Raw genomic sequence first — 21,002 nt, 5'->3', positions numbered from 1 at the left:
GGCGTTTTCCAGATGCCTGTGGGTATCACTCCCTGGAGACCCCTCCGGGGGGAGGCTTTTTTGACCGGAGCACGCCCTACGATGTCGAGTACCCCTCTCATTGATCATGCGCTTTCCCGGCCCGCCGGGCTGGTCGTGTCCCTGCGTTTGCTGGCGGCGATTGTGATTTTCGCCGCTATTGCGCCAGGTATTCTGATGACCGCGCCGGCGGTGGCGGCGCAGCTGGCCAGCGAATGGCAGCTAAAACCCGGCCAGATCGGCTGGTTGTTCTCGGCGGAACTGGGGGCGATGAGCCTGGCGACGCTGCCGGCGTGGTGGTGGATGAGTCGCCTCGACTGGCGGCGGGTCGCCCTGACGGCCGGGGTCGTGTTTCTGACAGCCAATCTCGCCTCGGCGGCGGTGACCCAGTATGAGACGCTGCTGGCGGTGCGCTTTCTCGCCTCGCTGGCGGGCGGCACGCTGATGATTCTGTGCATCAGCTGCGCGGCGGGAACCTCGAACCCGTCCCGAGTCTACGCCTTCTGGGTGCTTGGGCAACTGCTGCTGGGGATGCTTGGCCTGCTGGTGCTGCCCGGGCTGTTTGCCAGCTTTGGCCTCAAGGTGGTCTATCTGATCCTCGCCGCCATTATGCTCTGCTGCCTGCCGCTGGTGTCGGCTTTCCCGCCGCGCTTTCAACCGTTGTCCGTCTCACGCCAGCAGCCGCCGACGGCGCTGTGGCGTCAGGCGCTGGCGGTCCTCGCGGTGCTGACCTTCTATATCAGCCTTAGCGCGGTGTGGACCTTTATCGGCACCCTCGGCGCGGCGGCGGGCCTGAGCCCGACGCAGGTCGGCCTGGTGCTGGCGGCGGCGACGGTCTGCGGCATTATCGGCGCGGGGGGCGCGGCCCTGCGCGGCACCCGGCGGGCCGATCGTTTGCCGGTGTGGCTGGGCTACGGCCTGCTGATCCTCAGCGTCGCGCTGCTGATCGGCCAGCCGCTGCTGGCGCGCTACGCCATCGCGGCGCTGCTGTTTAAGTTCACCTGGACCTTCGTGCTGCCCTTTATTCTCGCCCGCGTCGCCGGGCTCGATAACAACGGCCGGCTGATGAACAGCATTAATCTGGTGATCGGCGGCGGCATGGCGGCCGGTCCGGCATTAGCCGGGGCTTTACTGCAGCATTTTGCCAGCGCCGATCCGCTGCTGCTGGCGGCAGGGGGCTGCGCGCTGCTGTCACTGATTTTGATTGCGGCGGCGTCGGCCGCCGGCAAAGGCTTAGCCAACGGGAGGATAGAGTGAAAAGAAAAACCGGTTTCTTCTTTGATGAACGTTGTTTCTGGCACAGTACTGGTCTGCACGCGGTGACGCTGCCGGTGGGCGGGTGGGTGCAACCGCCCGCCGGCGGCGGTCATGCCGAATCGCCGGAGACCAAACGGCGGATGAAAAACCTGATGGACGTCTCCGGGCTGACGCCGCAGCTGGCGCTGCGCAGCGCGGCGCCGGCAAGCCTTGCGGACCTGCGGCGGATCCATCCCGACAGCTATCTTGAGCGCTTCAAGGCGATAAGCGATAACGGCGGCGGCATGCTGGGCAAAGAGGCGCCGTTGGGGCCGGGCAGTTATGAAATCGCCTGTCTCTCCGCCGGCCTGGCCTGCGCGGCGGTGGAAGCGGTGCTGAAGGGCGAGCTGGATAATGCCTATTCGCTGTCGCGGCCGCCCGGACACCACTGCCTGCCGGACCAGTCGATGGGCTTCTGTTTCCTCGCCAATATTCCGATTGCCGTCGAGCGGGCGAAAGCGCTGCTGGGGCTCGGCAAGGTGGCGATCATTGACTGGGACGTTCATCACGGCAACGGCACCCAGCATATCTACCTGCAGCGCGACGACGTGCTGACCATCTCCTTGCATCAGGACGGTTGCTTCCCACCCGGTTATGCCGGTGAGGACGATCGCGGCGCTGGCGCGGGCGAAGGTTACAACATCAATATTCCGCTGCTGGCCGGGGCGGGGGACGATAGCTGGCGCTATGCGCTGGAAACCATCGTTATTCCGGCGCTGGCGCGTTTTGAGCCGGAGCTGATTATTATCGCCTGCGGCTATGATGCCAACGCCATGGACCCGCTGGCGCGGATGCAGCTGCACAGCGACAGCTTCCGGGCGATGACCGGGCTGGTGCAGCAGGCGGCGGATCGTCTGTGCGGCGGGAAACTGGTGATGGTGCACGAGGGCGGCTACGCCGAATCCTACGTGCCGTTCTGCGGCCTGGCGGTGATGGAGGCCCTGAGCGGCATTCGCACCGCGGTCCAGGATCCGCTGCTGGACTTTATTCAGCAGCAGCAGCCGCGGGCGGAGTTTGCGCAGTTCCAGAGGCAGGCCATCGATCGGCTGGCGCAACGGTTTGGCCTGCAGTAAACCGGCTCAGCTTCCCCGCTGTGATGGCGGGGAAGGAAATGCTTTCTCATCTACGATTTCACCGCGCATCCACTGACTGACTGCCTGATCGATCATCGCCAGCACGCTGAGCAGCAGCATCCGCTGCTGCGCTTCCAGCCGCAGATAGCGGCGCAGCGGCGGCATTTTACAGACCACTTCGCTGGCGGCCCAGGGTTCAATACTGCAGCGCCAGCCGTTACCGTCAAAGGTCAACGAAAAGCGGCGGTAGTCCAGTTCGCTTAGGGTCTGCTGGAGATTAGGAAACCCGTTGAGATAGCCGGCGAGTTCCTCGCTGCCTTTGCCGCCGATAAAGCGGATTGGCTGGCGTTTCCACCAGCCGGATTGATGGGCGCGAATGTGACCGCGCACGGGCCGGGTGACCGGCCCTGCGACGACAAATTCGCAACTGTGAATGCTGGCCATAAACAGCCGCTTCTGACGCACGCTGAAGGTGACGGCGGTGGCGTCGTTCAATCGTAGCAGCGCGCTGCGCTCGCTCAGCTTTTCGCAGGGCCAGCCGGCCAGATCGCGCTGCACCGCGTTCATTAACGGCGTCTCAAACCAGGGGACGGAGGACATCTGGCGTCATCTCCCCGCGGGTCTGTTTTTCGTAGTTGCTGATGGCGCGGTCGACCACCTCTTCCACCACCAGCGGCTTGAACGGATTGACGCGCTGTACGCACACCGTCCAGAACAGGGCGTAGGCGGCGGTCAGGCCGAGCATAATGCCGAACGGCACCAGCACCTGGCGGCTGTCCATCCCCGGCGGGGTGATATTGACGATAGCGATGATAATTCCGACGCTGGAGATAATCTGCGGCAGCGGGAACCACGGCGAGCGGTAGGCGCGCGGCAGGTCCGGGCGGCGAATGCGCAGCATCACCACCGACAGAGTAACCAGCAGATAGGCGACGCCCCAGGCGCAGACCGCGGCGAGGATCAGCGGCACGATGCGGTCCAGATCGCCGTTCAGATACCAGGCGTGCAGGCAGGGGATCGCCACCCCGATGGCGATGGCGATCACCGGCGTTTTAAAGCGCGGATGCAGCCAGGTCAGGAAGCGGGGCAGCGCGCCGTCCAGCGCCATACCGTAAATAATGCGCGGTACCGCGGCCATCAGCGTATTGATGGTGGCGCAGCCCGCCAGCAGCAGCCCGACCCCCAGCCAGTACTGGCCGGCGTGGCCCATCACCCGCTCGGCGAAGGCCGGGATCGCCATCGGCGTATCCAGCAGATGGACGTTGTTGGCCGCGTCGAGCACGGTGTTCTCCACCTGGCGGTTGATCGCCGCCCCGTAGATAAACATGCAGCTGGCGACCCCCAGCAGGCCCAGCGCCATCGCCCGCGGAATGGTACGGTGAGCCTGTTTGATCTCCGGCGCCATCGGCGTCACCAGTTCGCAACCGACGAACATAAACATCGCCATGCCGATATAGCCGAACAGGCCATGGATATCGCTGACGTTCAGCGGCGTGCCGAACCAGCCGGAAAGGTGGGTGACCGGCGCCATAAAAATGCCGCACAGGCCGAAAATGGTCAGCGTGGTCCACATGCCGAAGGTCAGCACCACTTCGACCTTGCCGAAGATTTCCACGCCGATGGCGTTCAACAGGCCGAAAACCACCACCATGCCGACGCCCACCATCCAGGTGTTCTGGTGAGCGGCCATCTGGGCGTTGATCGATTCGAAGTTCACCAGCGCCATAATGCCGGCCAGGATCGTCTCCGCCGTCCCGGCGAAAATATGCACGATCAGATAGGCGCACAGCGCGCCGGTGATGGCGAAGAAGCGTCCCATGCCGCAGGAGATGTAGTCGTACACCGAACCGGTGGTGGGAATGAGCGTCGCCGCCTCGGCAAAGGTGGTGACCTGCGCCTGCATCATAATAAAGGCCAGCAGCACCGCCAGCGCGAAGGTATCACCGCCCATGCCGAAGCCGCTGGTCACCGTCAGGATCACCGGGCTGGCCATAATCAGCCCGACGGAGCTGGCGAGAGTGGTCGGGAAGCCGACGACCCCGCGCTCAAGATGGCTGGCAAGTCTGTTACTAAACATAGTCAACCTCTGCACAATAGTGGGGGAGGGCAGGGAATAGCCAGCGCCACTCCCGGATAGTCATAATTTAGGCGGGCATCCTGCTCAACGAATATCGTCCGGAAGGTGGAGGGCGGCGCATGATTCTGTGACGCCGTCGATGAATGTGAGGGTGGATAAACAACATGACCCCGAAAACCGGGGCCATCCGTCTTGCCACATTGCGCCTGTTTCTGCCGGGTGGCGGCTGGCGCCTGACCCGGCCTGGCGACGGCATTCGTCCCCCAGACCCGGGCAAGCGCAGCGCCGCCGGGCAGTATCAGCGCGTTAGCGCGTCTCGACGTTCGCCAGGTAGTGCTTCACAAAGCGCGGCGTCAGGATTTTCCACTCCACTTCGGTACCCTGTTTAACAAACCAGCTGTCGCCCGGCGCAAAGCGCTGCGGCTCGCCGCCGGCGACGGTCAGCTCCACTTCGCCTTCCAGCACGGTGGCGTGTTCGGTAAACGGATAGGTCATGGTAAAGCTCCCCTCAGTGGACGAAAACAGTCCGCAGGTAAAGGCATCCTGCGGCTCGCCGTAGATCATCGCCCCGGCCACCTGCGGGTCGCCGGCGGTCGGCGTCGCGCCGAGCAGGCTGACGCTGCCGATTGGCTGCAGGTCGGGCACCGGGTGTTTAAGTTTAAAAGCGTGCATAGCGTTCTCCTGATTAACTCCGGCCTTTCCAGAAACCGGCGGTTTGATGCATCAGTTTTCCGGCGGTGACTAATAGCAAGCGCAGGCTGTCACGGCCGTGGATGGTCGCGTGGGGGATGCTGCTCAGCAGACGATAGCGGTCGGAACCGCCGTTGATCCCTTCGGCGAGGATTTTGCACACGATGTGCGACGGGGTGACGCCGAAGCCGGAGTACCCCTGGACGTAAAAGACATTGTTGTGATCGCGTAGGGTACCGATCTGCGGGAACAGATTGGCGCTACAGGCCATCGGCCCGCCCCAGGCGAAATCGATCTTCACATCCTTCAAATAGGGGAAGACCTCCGCCAGCAGGGTGCGGTTCCAGGCGGCGAAATCGTTCGGCGTATACTCCACAAAGCGGGTGGCGCTGCCGAACAGCAGGCGGTTTTCCCGGGTGACGCGGTAGTAGTTAATCACCGGGCGAATATCGCTGAAGGCGCCGCGCAGCGGGCTGATGCGCTCGATCAGTTCATCGGAGAGCGGCTCGGTCGATACCTGGTAGGAGTAGGTGACCAGCGTTTTGTTGTAGATCTCCGGCTCCATATTGTTGAGAAAGCTGTCGCAGGCCCACAGCAGTTTGGCGGCTTTGACGCTGCCCATCGCGGTCCGTACCCGCACCTGTTTGCCGTAATTCACCTCCACCACCGGCGAGGATTCGAAGATCTTCACCCCCAGCGAATGGGCGGCCTGCGCCGAGCCGAGGAGCATATTGAGCGAATGGATCTGCCCGCCGCCCATATGTTTCAGCGCGCCGCAGTAGACCTCGGAGCCGACCACCTGCTGCACCTCTTTCCCGGTATACAGTTCGATATCTTCATCCGGGGTGGCGGCCTTAAACTCTTTCTCCCACTGGCGCAGCGTTTTGAGCTGCCGCTGGTTATAGGCGAGGTAGCCGTAGCCGGGGACGAAATCGGCGTCGATGTTGTATTTGCGGATGCGCTCGCGAATGATGCCTGCGCCGAGGTTGGCGATTTTAAACAGCGTCTCCAGCCCCTCTTTGCCGACGTGCTTTTTTACCGCTTCGATATCGTGACCGATACCGGCCATCACCTGGCCGCCGTTGCGCCCGGTGCCGCCGTAGCCGAGATGGCGCGCTTCCAGCACCACCACGTTAGTGATGCCCTGTTCCGCCAGCTCAAGGGCGGTGTTAATGCCGGAGAAGCCGCCGCCGATAATCACCACGTCGGCTTCAATATCTTCCCGCAGCGCCGGAAAATGGAGGTGGTATTTCTTCGTCGCGCCGTAGTAGTTCAGCGCATCGATTTTGATGTTCATCGCGTTACCCTGTGGTCTTGCCTCGCTCAAGTTCCTCATCACAGCACGCCGCGCGGGCGTTGAATATCGTCCGGAAGAATGACGTTCTTTAGAACGATGGGCGGCGGCGGGAAGCCGTGCTGTGATGGGCCAACGTTGCTGAAAAAACGGGTACTGACGATGAGCGAGATAACCTTACTGGCGGAAGTGACCGCCTTTTTACGCCAGCCGCACGGGCAGTTTATCGCCGGTGAGCGAGAGGCGGGCCGCGGCGCGCCGTTTGCGGTGATCAACCCGGCCACCGGGCGGGCGATCGCCGAGGTCACCGCGGCGGATAGCGACCAGGCGGACCGCGCGGTAGAGAGCGCCCGCCAGGCGTTTAGTCAGTGGCGCGAAATGCCGACGCTGGCGCGCGGAACCTTGCTGCTGAAGCTGGCTGATGCCCTGGCTGAGCATCGCGAAGCGCTGGCGCAGCTGGAAAGTCTCTGCTCCGGTAAGACCATCACCCTGGCGCGGATGTTAGAGCTGGATCAATCGGTCGCGTTCCTGCGCTACTTCGCCGGCTGGGCGGGTAAGGTGACCGGCGAAACGCTGGATGTGTCGCTGCCGTCGATGGCCGGGGAGAAATATACCGCCTTCACCCGCCGCCAGCCGCTGGGGGTGGTGGTGGGCATCGTGCCGTGGAACTTCTCCATTATGATTGCCGTCTGGAAGCTGGCGGCGGCCCTGGTCTGCGGCTGCACCATCGTCCTCAAGCCGAGCGAGTATACGCCGCTGACGCTGCTGCGCGTGGCGGAGCTGGCGAAAGCGGTGGGTATTCCGGACGGGGTGATTAACGTGGTCAACGGCGCCGGCGGCGAGATTGCTCAGCGGCTGATTACCCATCCGGCCTGCGCCAAGGTGAGCTTCACCGGCTCGGTGGCTACCGGCGAGAAAGTACAGCAGTCGGCTGGCGCTTTCGGTAAACGGGTGACCCTTGAGCTGGGGGGCAAAAACGCCGCGCTGTTTCTTGACGACCTGACGCCGGAGGCGATGGTCAACGGCATTCTTGAAGCCGGCTACCTGAACCAGGGGCAGATTTGCGCCGCCGCGGAGCGCTTTTATCTGCCGCAGGGCAAACTGGATGCGGTGCTGGCGCTGCTGAAAGAAAGACTCAGCGCCTTCGCGCCGGGATCGCCGCTGGATGAGCGCACGCTGATGGGGCCGCTGGCCAACCGCCAGCAGCATGAAAAAGTATTGCGGCTCATTCAGACCGCACGCGACGAGGGCGATACCATCGTCTGCGGCGGCGAAGCCCTGCCGGGGGAGGGCTATTTCCTGCAGCCGACGGCGGTCAAAGTGCGCAGTGAAGAGAGCACCCTGATGCGCGAGGAGACCTTCGGCCCGGTGTGCAGCTTTATCGGCTATCACAGTGAAGACGAGGCGCTGGCGCGGATGAATGCCTCGCCGTATGGCCTGGCGGCCAGCGTCTGGTCGGATAATATTCGCCTGGCGCTGCGCTACTCGGAGGCGATAGACGCCGGCATCGTGTGGGTCAATATGCATACCTTCCTCGACCCGGCGGTGCCGTTCGGCGGCATGAAGGGCTCGGGCATCGGTCGCGAATTCGGCAGCGCGTTTATCGATGACTACACGGAGCTGAAGTCGGTGATGGTGCGATATTAAGTTTTCCTGACCGGGCTACAGGCGTGTGCGTAGGCCCGGTAAGCGCAGCGCCAGCGGGCAAAGAGAGCGGGTAGTCAACCGCGTATGTGCCGGACGACGACGCCTTGCCCGGCCTGGGATCGTGCAAGCGTGGGGGGGAATCTAGCCGCCGCCATAGCCCCACGCAACTTGCGACAATCCCCCCTAAGTGATAAAAGGTGCCCCTTCGCAAAAACACACAGGGGAACGACGTGAAAGACGCGTCAACGTCGTCGGATGCCGTAGAAGAGAGCGGCCCGACGCTTCATCGCGGTTTACAGAACCGACACATTCAACTTATCGCCCTTGGCGGCGCGATTGGCACCGGCCTGTTTCTCGGCATTGGTCCGGCGATTCAAATGGCTGGCCCGGCGGTCTTGCTGGGCTACGCGGTGGCCGGGATTGTCGCTTTTCTGATCATGCGCCAGCTGGGCGAAATGGTGGTGGAAGAGCCGGTATCCGGCTCCTTTGCCCACTTTGCCTACAAATACTGGGGCCCGTTCGCCGGCTTCCTGTCCGGCTGGAACTACTGGGTGATGTTCGTGCTGGTGGGAATGGCGGAGCTGACCGCCGCCGGGATCTACATGCAGTACTGGCTGCCCGACGTTCCGACCTGGATCTGGGCGGCGGCCTTCTTCCTCATTATTAACGCCGTCAACCTGGTCAACGTGCGCCTGTATGGCGAAGCGGAGTTCTGGTTCGCGCTGATAAAAGTGCTGGCGATTATCGGCATGATTGCCTTTGGCCTGTGGATGCTGTTTGGCGGCCACGGCGGCAGCAAGGCGGGTTTCGACAACCTGTGGAAGCACGGCGGTTTCTTCGCCACCGGCTGGCACGGTCTTATCCTGTCGCTGGCGGTGATCATGTTCTCCTTCGGCGGGCTGGAGCTTATCGGCATCACCGCCGCGGAAGCGCAAAATCCGGAAAAGAGCATTCCGAAAGCGGTCAACCAGGTGGTTTATCGTATCCTGCTGTTCTATATCGGTTCGCTGGTGGTGCTGCTGGCGCTCTACCCGTGGGTGGAGATCAAATCCGACAGCAGCCCGTTTGTGATGATTTTCCATCATCTCGACAGCAACCTGGTGGCGTCCGCGCTGAACTTCGTCATTCTGGTGGCTTCGCTGTCGGTGTATAACAGCGGCGTGTACTCCAACAGTCGGATGCTGTTCGGCCTGTCGGTGCAGGGCAATGCGCCGACGTTCCTCGCCCGCGTCAGCAAGCGCGGCGTGCCGGTGAACTCTCTGCTGCTCTCGGGGATTATCACCTCGCTGGTGGTGGTGCTGAACTACCTGCTGCCGCATGAAGCGCTGGGACTGCTGATGGCCCTGGTGGTGGCGACGCTGCTGCTGAACTGGATCATGATCTGTATGGCGCATCTGAAGTTCCGCGCCGCCCAGCGCCGCAGAGGGCGTGAGTCGAAGTTTAAAGCGCTGCTGGCGCCCGCCAGCAACTACTTCTGCATTGCTTTCCTTGGGCTGATTCTGGCGCTGATGTGCACGATCGACGGGATGCGCCTGTCGGCGATCCTGCTGCCGGTGTGGATCCTGTTCCTGTTTATCGCCTTCAAACTGCTGCGCCGCCCGGCGTAAGCGAGATGCCCCGCCGTCCGGCGGGGCTGCCTGCCTTTTTATTGTGATCCTCTTCGCAGGTGGCGCATTTGCCTGGCGATCTTCTTTTTGTAATCGATTACTTTTGTGTTGAGCGATTTTGTAATCGATTACTTTTCTGAGGGCGAGCAACATGGTCACAACAACAGAAGGTCGGGAAAGTGTCCGCGTGAGCCACCGTTTTCTGGTGCCGCGGCTGTCGTTAATGATGTTTATGCAGTTCTTTATCTGGGGCAGCTGGTCGGTGACCCTGGGGCTGGTCATGACCCGCTATGAGATGTCATTGCTGATCGGCGATGCGTTCTCCGCCGGGCCGATCGCCTCCATCCTGTCTCCCTTTGTGCTGGGGATGCTGGTGGATCGCTTTTTCGCCTCGCAGAAGGTGATGGCGGTGATGCACCTGGCCGGGGCGGCGATCCTGTGGTTTGTCCCCCAGGCGCTGGTGGCGCAGAACGGTGCGCTGCTGATTGGCCTGCTGTTCGGCTATACGCTGTGCTACATGCCGACCCTGGCGCTGACCAACAATATCGCCTTCCACAGCCTGGCTAACGTCGATAAAACCTTTCCGGTGGTCCGCGTGTTCGGCACCATCGGCTGGATTATCGCCGGGATCTGCATCGGGGTGACCGGCATCTCTGACACCACCGGCATCTTCACCCTGGCGGCACTCTGTTCGGTGGCGCTGGCGATCTACAGCCTGACGCTGCCCCACACCCCGGCGCCGGCCAAAGGCATGCCGGTTCAGTTTCGCGATCTGCTGTGCGCGGACGCCTTCGCGCTGCTGAAAACGCGCCATTTCCTGATTTTCTCCCTCTGCGCCACCTTAATTTCCGTGCCGTTAGGTACCTATTACGCCTATACCGCGTCGTATCTGGCGGATGCCGGCGTTAAGGATGTCAGCACCGCGATGTCCTTCGGCCAGATGTCAGAGATCGTCTTTATGCTGGTGATCCCGCTGCTGTTCCGTCGCCTCGGGGTGAAATACATGCTGCTTATCGGCATGGCGGCGTGGTTTGTGCGCTATGCCTTTTTCGCCCTCGGCGTCAGCGAAGAGGGGCGCTTCCTGCTCTATCTCGGCATTTTGCTGCACGGCGTGTGCTATGACTTTTTCTTTGTCGTCGGCTTTATCTACACCGACCGCGTGGCGGGCGAGAAGGTCAAAGGCCAGGCGCAGAGCATGATTGTGATGTTCACCTACGGGATCGGCATGCTGCTGGGCTCGCAGATCTCCGGCGCGCTGTATAACCATCTGGTGGCCGGGCAGAGCGTGCCGCAGGCCTGGGTGACCTTCTGGTGGATCCCGGCGGTGGCCGCCGCGGTTATCGCGCTGATTTTCCTTTTCTCTTTCCAGTACAACGAGAAAGAGCCGCACTAATTTTTCAGGAGGGGGTATGAAAACGATTAAGGGACCGGGCATTTTTCTGGCGCAGTTTATCGGCCCGCAGGCGCCGTTTAACACGCTGGAGGGGATGGCGCAGTGGGCCGCCGGCCTGGGGTACAAGGCATTGCAGATCCCCTGCAACCACCCGGCGATTTTCGATGTCGAGCGGGCGGCGGCGAGCCAGACCTACTGCGACGAGGTCAGCGGTGTCCTGGCGGAGCATGGGCTGGCGATCAGCGAGCTGTCCACCCACCTTGAAGGACAGCTGGTGGCGGTGCATCCGGCGTATGACGCGGCGTTTGACGCCTTTGCTCCGGCGGCGCTGCATGGCGATCCGCAGGCGCGCCAGCGCTGGGCGGTGGAGAAGGTCAAGCAGGCGGCGGTGGCCTCCGGTCGCCTGGGGCTGAAGGCCCATGCGACCTTTTCCGGGGCGCTGGCATGGCCCTTTTTTTATCCATGGCCGCCGCATAATCAGCCGCTTCTGGATGAGGCCTTTGCCGAGCTGGCCCGGCGCTGGCGGCCGCTGCTGGACCTCTTCGACGAGCAGGGCGTTGATGTCTGCTATGAGATCCACCCCGGCGAAGACCTGCATGATGGCGTGACCTTTGAGCGTTTTCTCGCGCGGGTGGATAACCATCCGCGCTGCAATATGCTCTATGACCCGAGCCACCTGCATCTGCAGCAGATGGACTACCTGACCTATATCGATATCTATCATTCGCGTATTAAAGCGTTTCACGTCAAGGACGCCGAATTTCGCCGCAACGGGCGCAATGGCGTCTACGGCGGCTATCAGCCCTGGCAGCAGCGGGCTGGCCGTTTCCGCTCTCCCGGCGATGGGCAGATCGACTTCAAAGGGGTGTTCAGTAAGCTGACCGAATATGATTTTCACGGCTGGGCGGTGCTGGAGTGGGAGTGCTGCCTGAAGGACGCTGAGACCGGCGCGCGCGAGGGCAGCGAGTTTATTCGTCGCCATATCATTCCCGTTGCCGGGCGGGCCTTCGATGACTTTGCCGCCGGCGGGAGGGAATAATATGATTCAGGTCGCGATTATTGGGGCAGGGTTTATTGGTCCGGCGCATCTGGAGGCGCTGCGGCGGCTGGGGGATATCGAGGTGGTGGCGCTGTGCGACAGCAGCCTTGAGGCGGCGCAGCGCAAGGCGCGAGCGCTGAATATTGCCCATGCCTACGACAGCGTGGAGGCGCTGCTGGCCCATCCGGGGCTGCAGGTGGTGCATAACTGTACGCCGAACCATCTGCATGCCCAGATTAACCGGCAGATCCTCGCCGCCGGGCTGCACGTCTTCTCCGAAAAACCGCTGTGTATGACGGCGGAGGAGGCGCGGGAGCTGGTGACGCTTGCCGCCCGGGCCGGCGTGGTGCACGGCGTCAGCTTCGTCTATCGCCAGTTCGCCATGGTCCAGCAGGCGGCGGCGATGATCCGCCATGGCGATGTCGGCAGAATCTTCGCGGCGCACGGCGGCTATTTACAGGACTGGATGCTGCTGGAGACCGACTACAACTGGCGGGTTGATTCGGCGCAGGGCGGCGCGTCGCGGACGGTGGCCGACATCGGCTCCCACTGGTGCGATACCGTGCAGTTTATGACCGGTCGGCGGATTGTCGAGGTGATGGCGGATCTGTCTATCGTCTGGCCGACGCGTAAAGCGCCAGTGAATGGCAAAGCGACCTTCAGCGCCGTTCACGAGGCGCAGGGATATGAAACCCGGCCTGTCGATACCGAGGACTTTGGCTCAGTGCTGTTGCGTTTTGACGATGGCAGCAAAGGCAGCTTTATGGTCTCTCAGGTGAGCGCCGGGCGGAAAAACCGTCTGGCGGTGGAGATTAACGGCAGCCGCTGTTCTCTGGCCTGGGATCAGGAAGTGCCCCAGCGGCTGTGGATTGGCCACCGCGAGCAGCCGGATCGGCAGCTCAGCGACGACCCCAGCCTGCTGCGGCCGGAGATCGCTGACAGCGCTCATTACCCCGGCGGCCATATTGAGGGCTGGCCGGACGCCTTTAAGAATATGATGGGCCATTTTTATCAGGCGGTGCGCGCCGGGAAGATGCCGGAGGCCGGGGCCCGGCGCTTCGCCGCTTTCGACGACGGCGCCGAGGTGATGTACATCATCGAGGCGATCGTCCAAAGCCATCAGCAGCAGCGCTGGGTGAGCGTCGAACGCTGAATTCCGGCGGGGCGCAGGACGCGCGCCGCCGGGTTATTTCACCCCAAGATAGCCGTCGAGATAGGCCCCGGAGAGCTCATTGCCGAACAGGACGGCATCTTTATTTTCCATCGCATTATCCCATTTGTCGCTGGCGTTGCCGGTAAAGGCGTGCTCGGTGCGGGTGCCCTGCGCCGCCTGCTGTTTGATGGCCTCGGCGGTGCGGCGGGCGTCGCTTTCGCTCATGCCAGCGGCTTTATCCTGCTGGCCGCGGGCGTACATCGCCGTGAAGGTCGGCAGGTTTAAACGGTAATTTTCCTGACGGTTGACGGTGAAGTTGCCGCCGACAAAATCGGAGCGGTGGGCGACGAACGCATAGGCGTGGCGTTCCGGTGACGATTTTGACGAGGTGCAGCCGGTGATCGTTACCAGGGCACAGCTGAGGGCGAGAATCGCGGTGGAGAGCCTCATGGGGATATCATCCTTAATCATAAAAGCACAAATGGGGCGCAGGCGGTCTGTTGCGCCTCCTGCGCTTATAAGCATATGAAACGGCAAAAGGATGCGCGTTAACGGGGCGGGAGAGAAGCCCTGATTATTAATAGTTTCCCGAGACACCGTCTTACTGAGTCGCGCTTGCGCGCCAGGCTGGCAGGCCAACCAGAGGTCATTTATGATAGCCTGCAGGATCCACCTCTATCGCAGGAAGTGCAGGGTTTATATCTATTGTTAAAATCTTTGGCCCGGTTCATCGCCAGAGTCGGGGATAATTTTTCATGCGCAAATGGCTCAGAGTCAGCAACCACGCTGACTTCGCCAATCAGGATTTTGGTGCTGGCAGGTAGGCTGAAACCAGCCAGTTCAGCAATTTTACAGGCAGATTGACCAACGATAGCGGCATTCAGCGCACCGTTTTTAAGGATAAATGCAGAAACTGCTTTTAACTCTTTACCGCGTAGAAAATAGCCACCATGAGTGGCGAAACCTTGACGTACCGCGTCATACACGGAATCAACCACGACAATGGATTGTTCGGAAGCGCAGAAGACTCCGTTGTCGAAGGTTTTGGACATTAGCACGGAAGCTACGGCGCGTTTAATGTCGGCAGTTTCGTCGCTCACCACAGGTGTGTTGCCTGCACCCACACCAATAGCTGGTTTACCAGAACTGTAAGCCGCTTTAACCATACCTGGTCCACCCGTTGCCAGGATCAAATTAATATCCGGGTGGTGCATCTGGGCGCTGGACAATTCAACAGAAGGCTCTTCGATCCAGCCGATAATGTCTTCTGGCGGGCCGGCATCGATGGCCGCCTGTAAGACAATATCCGCCGCCTGGTTAGTGGCATTTTTAGCACGTGGTTGCGGGAAAAAATAATACCATTACGGGTTTTCAGGCTGATCAGCGATTGGAAAATTGCCGTGGAAGTTGGATTCGTGGTGGGAACAATAGTGCAGATAATGCCTACTGGTTCAACAATTGTGATAGTACCAAAAGTTTCATTTTCGCACAGTATGTCGCAGGTTTTTTCGTCCTTACAGGCGTTGTAGATTTATTTAGATGCGAAATTATTTTTAATGACCTTATCTTCGATGATACCCATACCTGATTCAGAGACGGCCATTTTTGCCAGGGAAATGCGGGCGTCTGCCGCAGCCAGGGCAGCGGCACGGAAAATTTTATCCACTTTATCCTGCGAAAAGGTAGCGTATTCTGCCTGTGCTTTTTGACACGGCTAATCAGCTCATTGAGTGCCTCAAGCTGCTCTGAACGATGGTTGTCAGTTGCTGGCGGAACATCAATGTTGTGGGGCGTTTTAGTACTCATCGTTGACGTGATAATTTATCCAAATATATGATCAAAAAAATATGTCTGCAATAAATAAGTTTTGTTTTCGCAAAACACATAATCATTACCTGCTGTAGTATGTAATTTAAAAGAGTTGTAGTAAGATTTACAAGATAAGTAAATTCAAAACGATTTGAGTGAAATGCAATAATGAACCTACTGGAAAAGATACCGCTGACATCTCTTAAAGTATTTGAAGTTGCTGGGCGAACCTGCTCGTTTACTGCCGCTGCTGGCGAACTGAAACTGACAGCCAGTGCCGTAAGCCATTCCATAAGAAAAATGGAGAAAATGTTAGATGTCCGCTTGTTTCATCGTAATACACGGGAGATGTCGTTAACCCGAGAAGGTGAAGTTTTACTTAGGTGTATCCAGAAAGGGTTTCAGGAGATCGAGGGGGGATTTAAATCCTTATCGTTAAGAAAAAATCGTCCCCTACGTATCCATACCGCACCAAGTTTTGCAAATCAATGGCTTTTGCCAAGACTCTCTTCTTTCATTAGCGCTTTTCCTGATGTGGAACTAAAATTTTCGGCGGATACCGACCCCGTCCGATTCGAAGATGATGAATTTGATGTGGATATCATTTATGGTGAAACCGCTAAGCCTGGCTGTCATCAAATCCCACTCTCGGTTGAACAACTCACCCCGCTCTGTAGCCCGAAGATAGCTCAACGTATTAAAAAACCAGAAGATTTGTATCAATGTTTATTAATTCAATGCGATATTCAGCTTTATCAGTGGCGTGGATGGTTTGAAGAAAATAATCTCGCCCCGCCGGAACGTTATGGTTTAAGCTTTGATCGGAGTTTTATGGCGATCAAAGCGGCATCTGATGGTCTCGGCGTGGTTCTGGAGTCAATGCTGCTCGCTGAACAAGAGCTTAAGCATGGAATTCTGGTTTGCCCTTTAATGAAAACGACAAAAGAAATACATTACATTGGCCACTATCTATGCTACCCAAAATTTAATCAGCACTCGAATCTTCAGATATTTAAGGACTGGATTTTAAAGGAGCTCAATATTGCACATCATCGTTGAGCTGAATCACATTGTTGGCCCGTCAGCGGTAAGTATTCAACCCGTCATAATATACGTAACGTGATCAACATCACTCCACCGGTTGCCAGATAAAACATCCGTCACGGATACGTTAGTCATGGGATGGAAAATGGCAATATACAAGGCGATAGGATATTGCAATAGATATTCAGCAGGGCAAGGCGCACTGATTATTCAGCGGGCAGGGAAGGTGGGACACTCAGGCGGCCTGATCGTGGGAGGTGATAAGCATGCGTGAAACCCTATTGAATACCTTTTTGATATCACGCACGCCTGATTGATAAACAGAACAGATACCGGAGTTCTACTTTTGCAGATGTTCAGGCATGGATGCGCCAACAGGCAATGGTTCTTTAATGGTAAGCACGACAAGGAGGCAGACTAATGCAGCGACAGACAGGCTTATAAAGACGGCGTTCCAGTCATATTTATCCAGTAATATCCCCACGATCAGCGGCATACACACTGCGCCAATTTGACCGCCGGTATTGATGATTGAATAGGCAACCGGATAGCAGTCTTTTGACGCACGGCCCATGGCATACACAGAGTAGGCCGAGTAGCCCAGCGACAGTAAGAAGCCAATACTGAACAAAATAACCCCCAGCGCCAGCTTGCCCTGCGGGCCGGTGAGCATAAATCCCATCATGATGATGGTACAGAATGCGCTGAACAGCATTAATGGTTTACGTCTTTTACCAAACACATTATCTGACAACCATCCTCCCAGCAGATTACCAAAAACGTTGCCTGCGAACGGTGTGGAAGCCAGAATGGCGGAATTGATAATATTAAACCCATGCTCCTGCAGTAAATATTTTGGCAGCCACGACATGAGTACGCCATCCACAATGCCCACCATGCACATGTAGCCCATGGCGGCGCCATAAATATCCCAGCTGCTGAAGATCTCACGCGATGTTTTAAGCGGCGACAGCGCCGTTGTTCTGATGAAACGGTCGATCACCCCGTACTTAAATGGCCTGGCCTTAAATCGCTTTTGATTCTCCGTTGCGTGTTCAGTTTCATCCTGAAATTGATCATTGATATAGTCCGCTTCTTCCTTATTGACAAACGGACTTTCGGCGGGTTTGTTTCTTACCAGCACATACCACACGATTGACAATATCATGCCCGGGACGGCGAAAAAATAAAAGATATGTCGCCAGTCATAATGAATCAGGATCCATGCGCAAATCGGCGGCACTAAAAAAGGTCCGAATTTGGAACCCGCGAGAAAAATACCCGTGGCGGTGCCCTTCTCTTTACTGGGAAACCAGTTATTGATCGTGGCGGTGGAGCTAATTACGACCGGGGCTTCACTGATGCCAACCAGCGCCCGTAAAACTTTAAGGACGACGAAAGAGTCGACTCTTCCCATAAAAAAAGTAAAAATTGAGGTCAGCGCCATCCCTAAAGCATAGGAAAATCGCACACCTTTTTTTCTGACCAGGTAGCCGGAAGGGATCTGGCATAGCGCGTAGCCGGCAAAAAACAAACTGATAATTACCCCAATATCAGTATTACTGAGTTTAAACTCGTCCTGGATATACGGGATAGCAAAACCAATGTTGGCCCTGTCTGCCTGGGCAACGACGAATATAATAAAGATAAGGGCCATAACAAACCAGCGATACTGGCTCTTCCGCTGAGTCTTTTTCTGTTTTAATGACTCAATATTATTTGTGGTCATATAAACCTCACGCTGGGTAATAGAGGTAACTCAATGCCGCCTTATGCGGCGGCATAATATCTGTTATCGAGTGGTTAGTTGATACGGTTTTTGATTTTTTCCACCAGTGCAGTGGTTGAAATACCGTAGCGATCGTGCAGCGTGGGCAGCGCACCGGCATGCAGGAATTCATCCGGGAGAGAAACCACGTCAAATTCACAATTCACGCCTTTGCGCATCAGCAGCGCGGCAACCGCTTCGCTCAGGCCGCCCACGCAGGTATGGTTTTCTGCCGTGACGACCAGACGACCCGGTTTTGCTGCCTGCGCGAGGATAGTTTCTTCATCCAGCGGCTTGATGGTCGGCACGTGCAGCACTGCCACGCTCACGTTGTCCTTACGCAGCTTTTCCGCCGCTTCCAGGGCGCGCATGGTCATCAGGCCGGAAGAGATAAGCAGCACATCGTTACCCTCTTCCAGCAGCTTCGCTTTGCCCAGCTCAAACTTGTAGTCATATTTGTCCAGTACCAGCGGCACCTTGCCGCGCAGCAGGCGCATATACACCGGGCCTTTATGGTCGGCAATTGCTGGCACGGCCTGTTCAATTTCCAGCGCATCGCACGGATCGATGATGGTCAGTCCCGGAATGCCGCGCATGATCGCCAGATCTTCAGTCGCCTGGTGGCTGGGGCCGTAGCCTGTGGTCAGGCCCGGCAGGGCAGCGCAAATTTTCACATTCAAGTGTTCTTCGGCAATGACCTGGTGAATGAAGTCATAAGCGCGGCGGGTTGCGAATACCGCGTAGGTGGTGACGAAGGGGGTGAAGCCCTCTTTTGCTATTCCGCCTGCCGCACCCATTAGTAGTTGCTCGGCCATTCCCATCTGGAAGAAGCGTTCAGGATAGGCCTGGGCAAAAATATGCAGGTCGGTATATTTCGACAGGTCAGCGGTCATGCCGACAATGTCCGGGCGTTCTGCCGCCAGTTTCGACAACGCAGTGCCGAAGGGGGCGGAAACCGTCGCCTGGCCTTCATCAGCGATAGACGCGATCATGGCAGACGTTTTTAAGCGAGTTTTAGTCTGATTTGGCTGGCTCATTACAGCACTCCTTCCGGTTTATTGGCATCCAGCACGGCGATCGCTTTCTGCCATTCATCGGCATCGACGCGGATAAAGTGGTTTTTGTCGCGGGTTTCCAGGAACGGCACGCCTTTGCCCATTAGCGTGTCGCAGAGGATCACGCGCGGTTGGTTTTCCGGCCAGCTTTTCGCGTTTTCAAACGCTTTGATAACGGCAGATACGTCATTGCCATCTATGCGCTGAACGTACCAGCCAAACGATGCCCACTTCTCATGGAGCGGCTCAAAGCCCAAAATCTTACGCGAGTCGCCATCGGCCTGCTGCTTGTTCACGTCTACGATGTTGATAAGGTTAGTTAGCCCGTAGTGTGCGGCAGACATGGCCGCTTCCCAGGTTGAACCTTCATCCAGTTCGCCATCCGACATGGAGTTGATGACCAGCGCCGGATTTTTCTTCTGGCGCAGACCCAGCGCCATCCCGATGGCGATGCTCAGCCCCTGGCCTAACGAACCGCCGGATATTTCCATCGCCGGGGTGTAAGTGGCCATGCCGGACATCGGCAGGCGGCTGTCATCAGAGCCGTAAGTTTCCAGCTCCTCTTCCGGGATAATTCCAGCTTCAAGCAGCGCCGCGTAATAGGCGATAGCATAGTGACCGTGTGATAGCAGGAAACGGTCGCGTCCTTCCCACTCCGGCTCTGCCGGACGGAAATTCATCATGTGCGCAAAGGCCGTTGCTAACACATCGGCATAGCCCAGAGCCTGACCGATATAACCTTGCCCCTGAACTTCCCCCATACGAAGGGCATAGCGACGGATGCGCCATGCGGCGGCAGCGACTTTCTGTAATTCAGTTTGTGCCATAATAAACTCTCGATTAACTTATTGATTATGATGAAAATATCAGTCACGTCAAAATTTATTTAACAGGTGGCCTTGACGGATATAGAAATATATCCGCGTAAATAATTAAATATTAATTAAGCGATTGTTATTGGATATTCCACGTTTCAATAACGCGGCTATCATCTTTCAGGCCAAGTCCGGCATTTAATGCAGCAAGATAACGTTGATGAGCAACCTCAAGCATAGGAACCTGAGCGTGACAACGTTGCGCCGCGACTGAAACTAATCCACTGTCTTTGACAAAAATATTAATGGTACTGGTCACCTCAACATCGGTACCTTTTAACATTCGGGGCCCGCGGTCGGATAACATCCAGGATCCTGCCGCGCCTTTTTCTATTAACGGTAATACGTCTTTTGGATCGAGCCCCAGTTGGCGGGCAAGATTTAATGCCTCGGCGGCCGCAACAATATGAATGGAACACAGATGCTGGTTAATCACTTTAATGGCCTGCCCGTCGCCGATGTTTTTGCCGACAAAACGCACACTGCCCATGGCCTGTAATACCGGGCCGACAGCCTCAATGTCATGCTCAACGCCGGACGCAAAAATCACCAGCTCTCCCGTTGATGCCCGCGCCGTTCCCCCGGTAACCGGCGCGTCAATGACTCTGGCGCCAGCGCGGTTGAGTTCGCGGGCGGCAAGACGAGCAGCATCCGGCCCCACGGTGGACATAATCACCCATGTCTGCCCAGCCAGATAATCGTCTGCCTCTGCAACCAGCTGCTCCAGCTGTTTTGGCGTTGCCACCATCACAACCACTATCTCTGCGTCCGGGACTGACTTAAGGTTTTTTACGACGTGAATATTCTGTTCAGCCGCCCTGGCAATAGAACTTTCAGCCAGATCAACGCCAGTTACGGAATGCCCCGCCAGCTGGATTTGTTTCGCCATCGGCAAGCCGATAGCCCCCACACCCACAAATACAACGTTCATTCTCCTTCTCCTTTCTTTCTCTGGCTGCGCAATGCTTCTCTGTATCAGGGAATATCGCGGCGGCCCGGTCACGATATTTAAGTGCTTTGGACCGGGGGTGACAAACAAACAACATTCAACAGTCGTTGAATTTGAGTCACAAAACTTACTGAGCTTTAAGGCGTACAGCTGGTCGGTGCAAGCTATCTGTTGACAGCTGATTTGGCGCGTAGCTGAAGCGAATTAGGTGCTGA

Annotated in this window: 17 protein-coding genes and 1 pseudogene; 8 read left to right on the top strand and 10 right to left on the bottom strand. The window is 57.9% G+C overall.

Translation table 11 applies throughout. The features are described 5' to 3' along the window. Nucleotides 1-81 precede the first annotated feature (81 nt). Nucleotides 82-1,275 carry an MFS transporter gene (locus tag ABLV52_RS11850; RefSeq protein ID WP_348890418.1) on the top strand — a complete coding sequence of 398 codons (1,194 nt, stop codon included), beginning with the start codon at nucleotides 82-84 and terminating at the stop codon, nucleotides 1,273-1,275. Then, nucleotides 1,272-2,387 carry a class II histone deacetylase gene (locus tag ABLV52_RS11845; RefSeq protein WP_048334288.1) on the top strand — a complete coding sequence of 372 codons (1,116 nt, stop codon included), beginning with the start codon at nucleotides 1,272-1,274 and terminating at the stop codon, nucleotides 2,385-2,387. Before ABLV52_RS11850 ends, ABLV52_RS11845 begins: the two co-directional genes overlap by 4 nt. 6 nt (nucleotides 2,388-2,393) lie before the next feature. Here ABLV52_RS11845 and ABLV52_RS11840 read toward each other — a convergent pair whose 3' ends face one another. From ABLV52_RS11840 to ABLV52_RS11825, 4 genes are all read right to left on the bottom strand, one after another. Then, nucleotides 2,394-2,987 carry a DUF3156 family protein gene (locus ABLV52_RS11840; RefSeq protein ID WP_064157798.1) on the bottom strand — a complete coding sequence of 198 codons (594 nt, stop codon included), beginning with the start codon at nucleotides 2,985-2,987 and terminating at the stop codon, nucleotides 2,394-2,396. Then, the gene (locus ABLV52_RS11835) at nucleotides 2,965-4,464 is read right to left on the bottom strand and encodes an APC family permease (RefSeq protein ID WP_032454960.1); all 1,500 of its coding nucleotides are present in this window, start codon (nucleotides 4,462-4,464) and stop codon (nucleotides 2,965-2,967) included. Before ABLV52_RS11835 ends, ABLV52_RS11840 begins: the two co-directional genes overlap by 23 nt. A gap of 306 nt (nucleotides 4,465-4,770) precedes the next feature. After that, nucleotides 4,771-5,136, bottom strand: coding sequence for a cupin domain-containing protein (locus tag ABLV52_RS11830; protein ID WP_002892824.1), 366 nt, complete (start codon nucleotides 5,134-5,136; stop codon nucleotides 4,771-4,773). A 13-nt stretch (nucleotides 5,137-5,149) separates the two neighbouring features. Next, entirely contained in the window at nucleotides 5,150-6,451 is a 1,302-nt protein-coding gene (locus tag ABLV52_RS11825) for an FAD-binding oxidoreductase (protein WP_023288715.1), read from the bottom strand. A 159-nt stretch (nucleotides 6,452-6,610) separates the two neighbouring features. Between ABLV52_RS11825 and ABLV52_RS11820 the strand changes: the two genes are divergently transcribed. The 5 genes from ABLV52_RS11820 to ABLV52_RS11800 all read left to right on the top strand — a co-directional run bounded on the left by ABLV52_RS11820 (nucleotide 6,611) and on the right by ABLV52_RS11800 (nucleotide 13,287). After that, complete coding sequence (locus tag ABLV52_RS11820) at nucleotides 6,611-8,095, top strand: aldehyde dehydrogenase family protein (RefSeq protein ID WP_032454961.1); 1,485 nt, start codon at nucleotides 6,611-6,613, stop codon at nucleotides 8,093-8,095. Nucleotides 8,096-8,325: 230 nt separating this feature from the next. Continuing rightward, the gene (pheP, locus tag ABLV52_RS11815) at nucleotides 8,326-9,702 is read left to right on the top strand and encodes a phenylalanine transporter (RefSeq protein ID WP_348890417.1); all 1,377 of its coding nucleotides are present in this window, start codon (nucleotides 8,326-8,328) and stop codon (nucleotides 9,700-9,702) included. A gap of 187 nt (nucleotides 9,703-9,889) precedes the next feature. After that, nucleotides 9,890-11,095 carry an MFS transporter gene (locus tag ABLV52_RS11810; RefSeq protein ID WP_072096478.1) on the top strand — a complete coding sequence of 402 codons (1,206 nt, stop codon included), beginning with the start codon at nucleotides 9,890-9,892 and terminating at the stop codon, nucleotides 11,093-11,095. Between the two features lie 16 nt (nucleotides 11,096-11,111). After that, on the top strand, nucleotides 11,112-12,134 hold the full coding sequence (locus tag ABLV52_RS11805) for a sugar phosphate isomerase/epimerase (RefSeq protein ID WP_348890416.1): 1,023 nt from the start codon (nucleotides 11,112-11,114) through the stop codon (nucleotides 12,132-12,134). 1 nt (nucleotide 12,135) lies between these two features. Further along, nucleotides 12,136-13,287 carry a Gfo/Idh/MocA family oxidoreductase gene (locus ABLV52_RS11800; protein WP_348890415.1) on the top strand — a complete coding sequence of 384 codons (1,152 nt, stop codon included), beginning with the start codon at nucleotides 12,136-12,138 and terminating at the stop codon, nucleotides 13,285-13,287. 33 nt (nucleotides 13,288-13,320) lie between these two features. Here the strand turns inward: ABLV52_RS11800 and ABLV52_RS11795 are convergent, their stop codons facing one another. Continuing rightward, entirely contained in the window at nucleotides 13,321-13,737 is a 417-nt protein-coding gene (locus tag ABLV52_RS11795) for an Exc2 family lipoprotein (RefSeq protein WP_023288721.1), read from the bottom strand. Nucleotides 13,738-13,997: 260 nt separating this feature from the next. After that, nucleotides 13,998-15,069: pseudogene (locus ABLV52_RS11790) on the bottom strand (aldehyde dehydrogenase family protein); the annotation flags it as partial. 195 nt (nucleotides 15,070-15,264) lie between these two features. Between ABLV52_RS11790 and ABLV52_RS11785 the strand changes: the two are divergent. After that, nucleotides 15,265-16,155, top strand: a complete 891-nt coding sequence (locus tag ABLV52_RS11785) for a LysR substrate-binding domain-containing protein (protein ID WP_348890414.1) — start codon at nucleotides 15,265-15,267, stop codon at nucleotides 16,153-16,155. 325 nt (nucleotides 16,156-16,480) lie between these two features. On the opposite strand, the gene ABLV52_RS11780 is transcribed toward ABLV52_RS11785, so the two are convergent. The 4 genes from ABLV52_RS11780 to ABLV52_RS11765 all read right to left on the bottom strand — a co-directional run bounded on the left by ABLV52_RS11780 (nucleotide 16,481) and on the right by ABLV52_RS11765 (nucleotide 20,769). Continuing rightward, on the bottom strand, nucleotides 16,481-17,869 hold the full coding sequence (locus tag ABLV52_RS11780; RefSeq protein WP_348890413.1) for an MFS transporter: 1,389 nt from the start codon (nucleotides 17,867-17,869) through the stop codon (nucleotides 16,481-16,483). A 74-nt stretch (nucleotides 17,870-17,943) separates the two neighbouring features. Next, on the bottom strand, nucleotides 17,944-18,945 hold the full coding sequence (locus ABLV52_RS11775) for a transketolase family protein (protein WP_244337762.1): 1,002 nt from the start codon (nucleotides 18,943-18,945) through the stop codon (nucleotides 17,944-17,946). Further along, on the bottom strand, nucleotides 18,945-19,790 hold the full coding sequence (locus ABLV52_RS11770; RefSeq protein WP_105490854.1) for a transketolase: 846 nt from the start codon (nucleotides 19,788-19,790) through the stop codon (nucleotides 18,945-18,947). The genes ABLV52_RS11775 and ABLV52_RS11770 overlap by 1 nt, the downstream gene beginning before the upstream one ends. Before the next feature lie 127 nt (nucleotides 19,791-19,917). After that, nucleotides 19,918-20,769: an NAD(P)-dependent oxidoreductase gene (locus ABLV52_RS11765; RefSeq protein WP_348890412.1), complete on the bottom strand. Its 852-nt coding sequence runs from the start codon at nucleotides 20,767-20,769 to the stop codon at nucleotides 19,918-19,920. Nucleotides 20,770-21,002 lie beyond the last annotated feature (233 nt).

The organism is Klebsiella sp. GB_Kp056, assembly GCF_040064755.1.
Lineage (GTDB): Bacteria > Pseudomonadota > Gammaproteobacteria > Enterobacterales > Enterobacteriaceae > Klebsiella > Klebsiella quasipneumoniae.
Note: the sequence above shows the minus strand (reverse complement) of the source record. Positions and strands in the feature narration are given on the sequence as shown.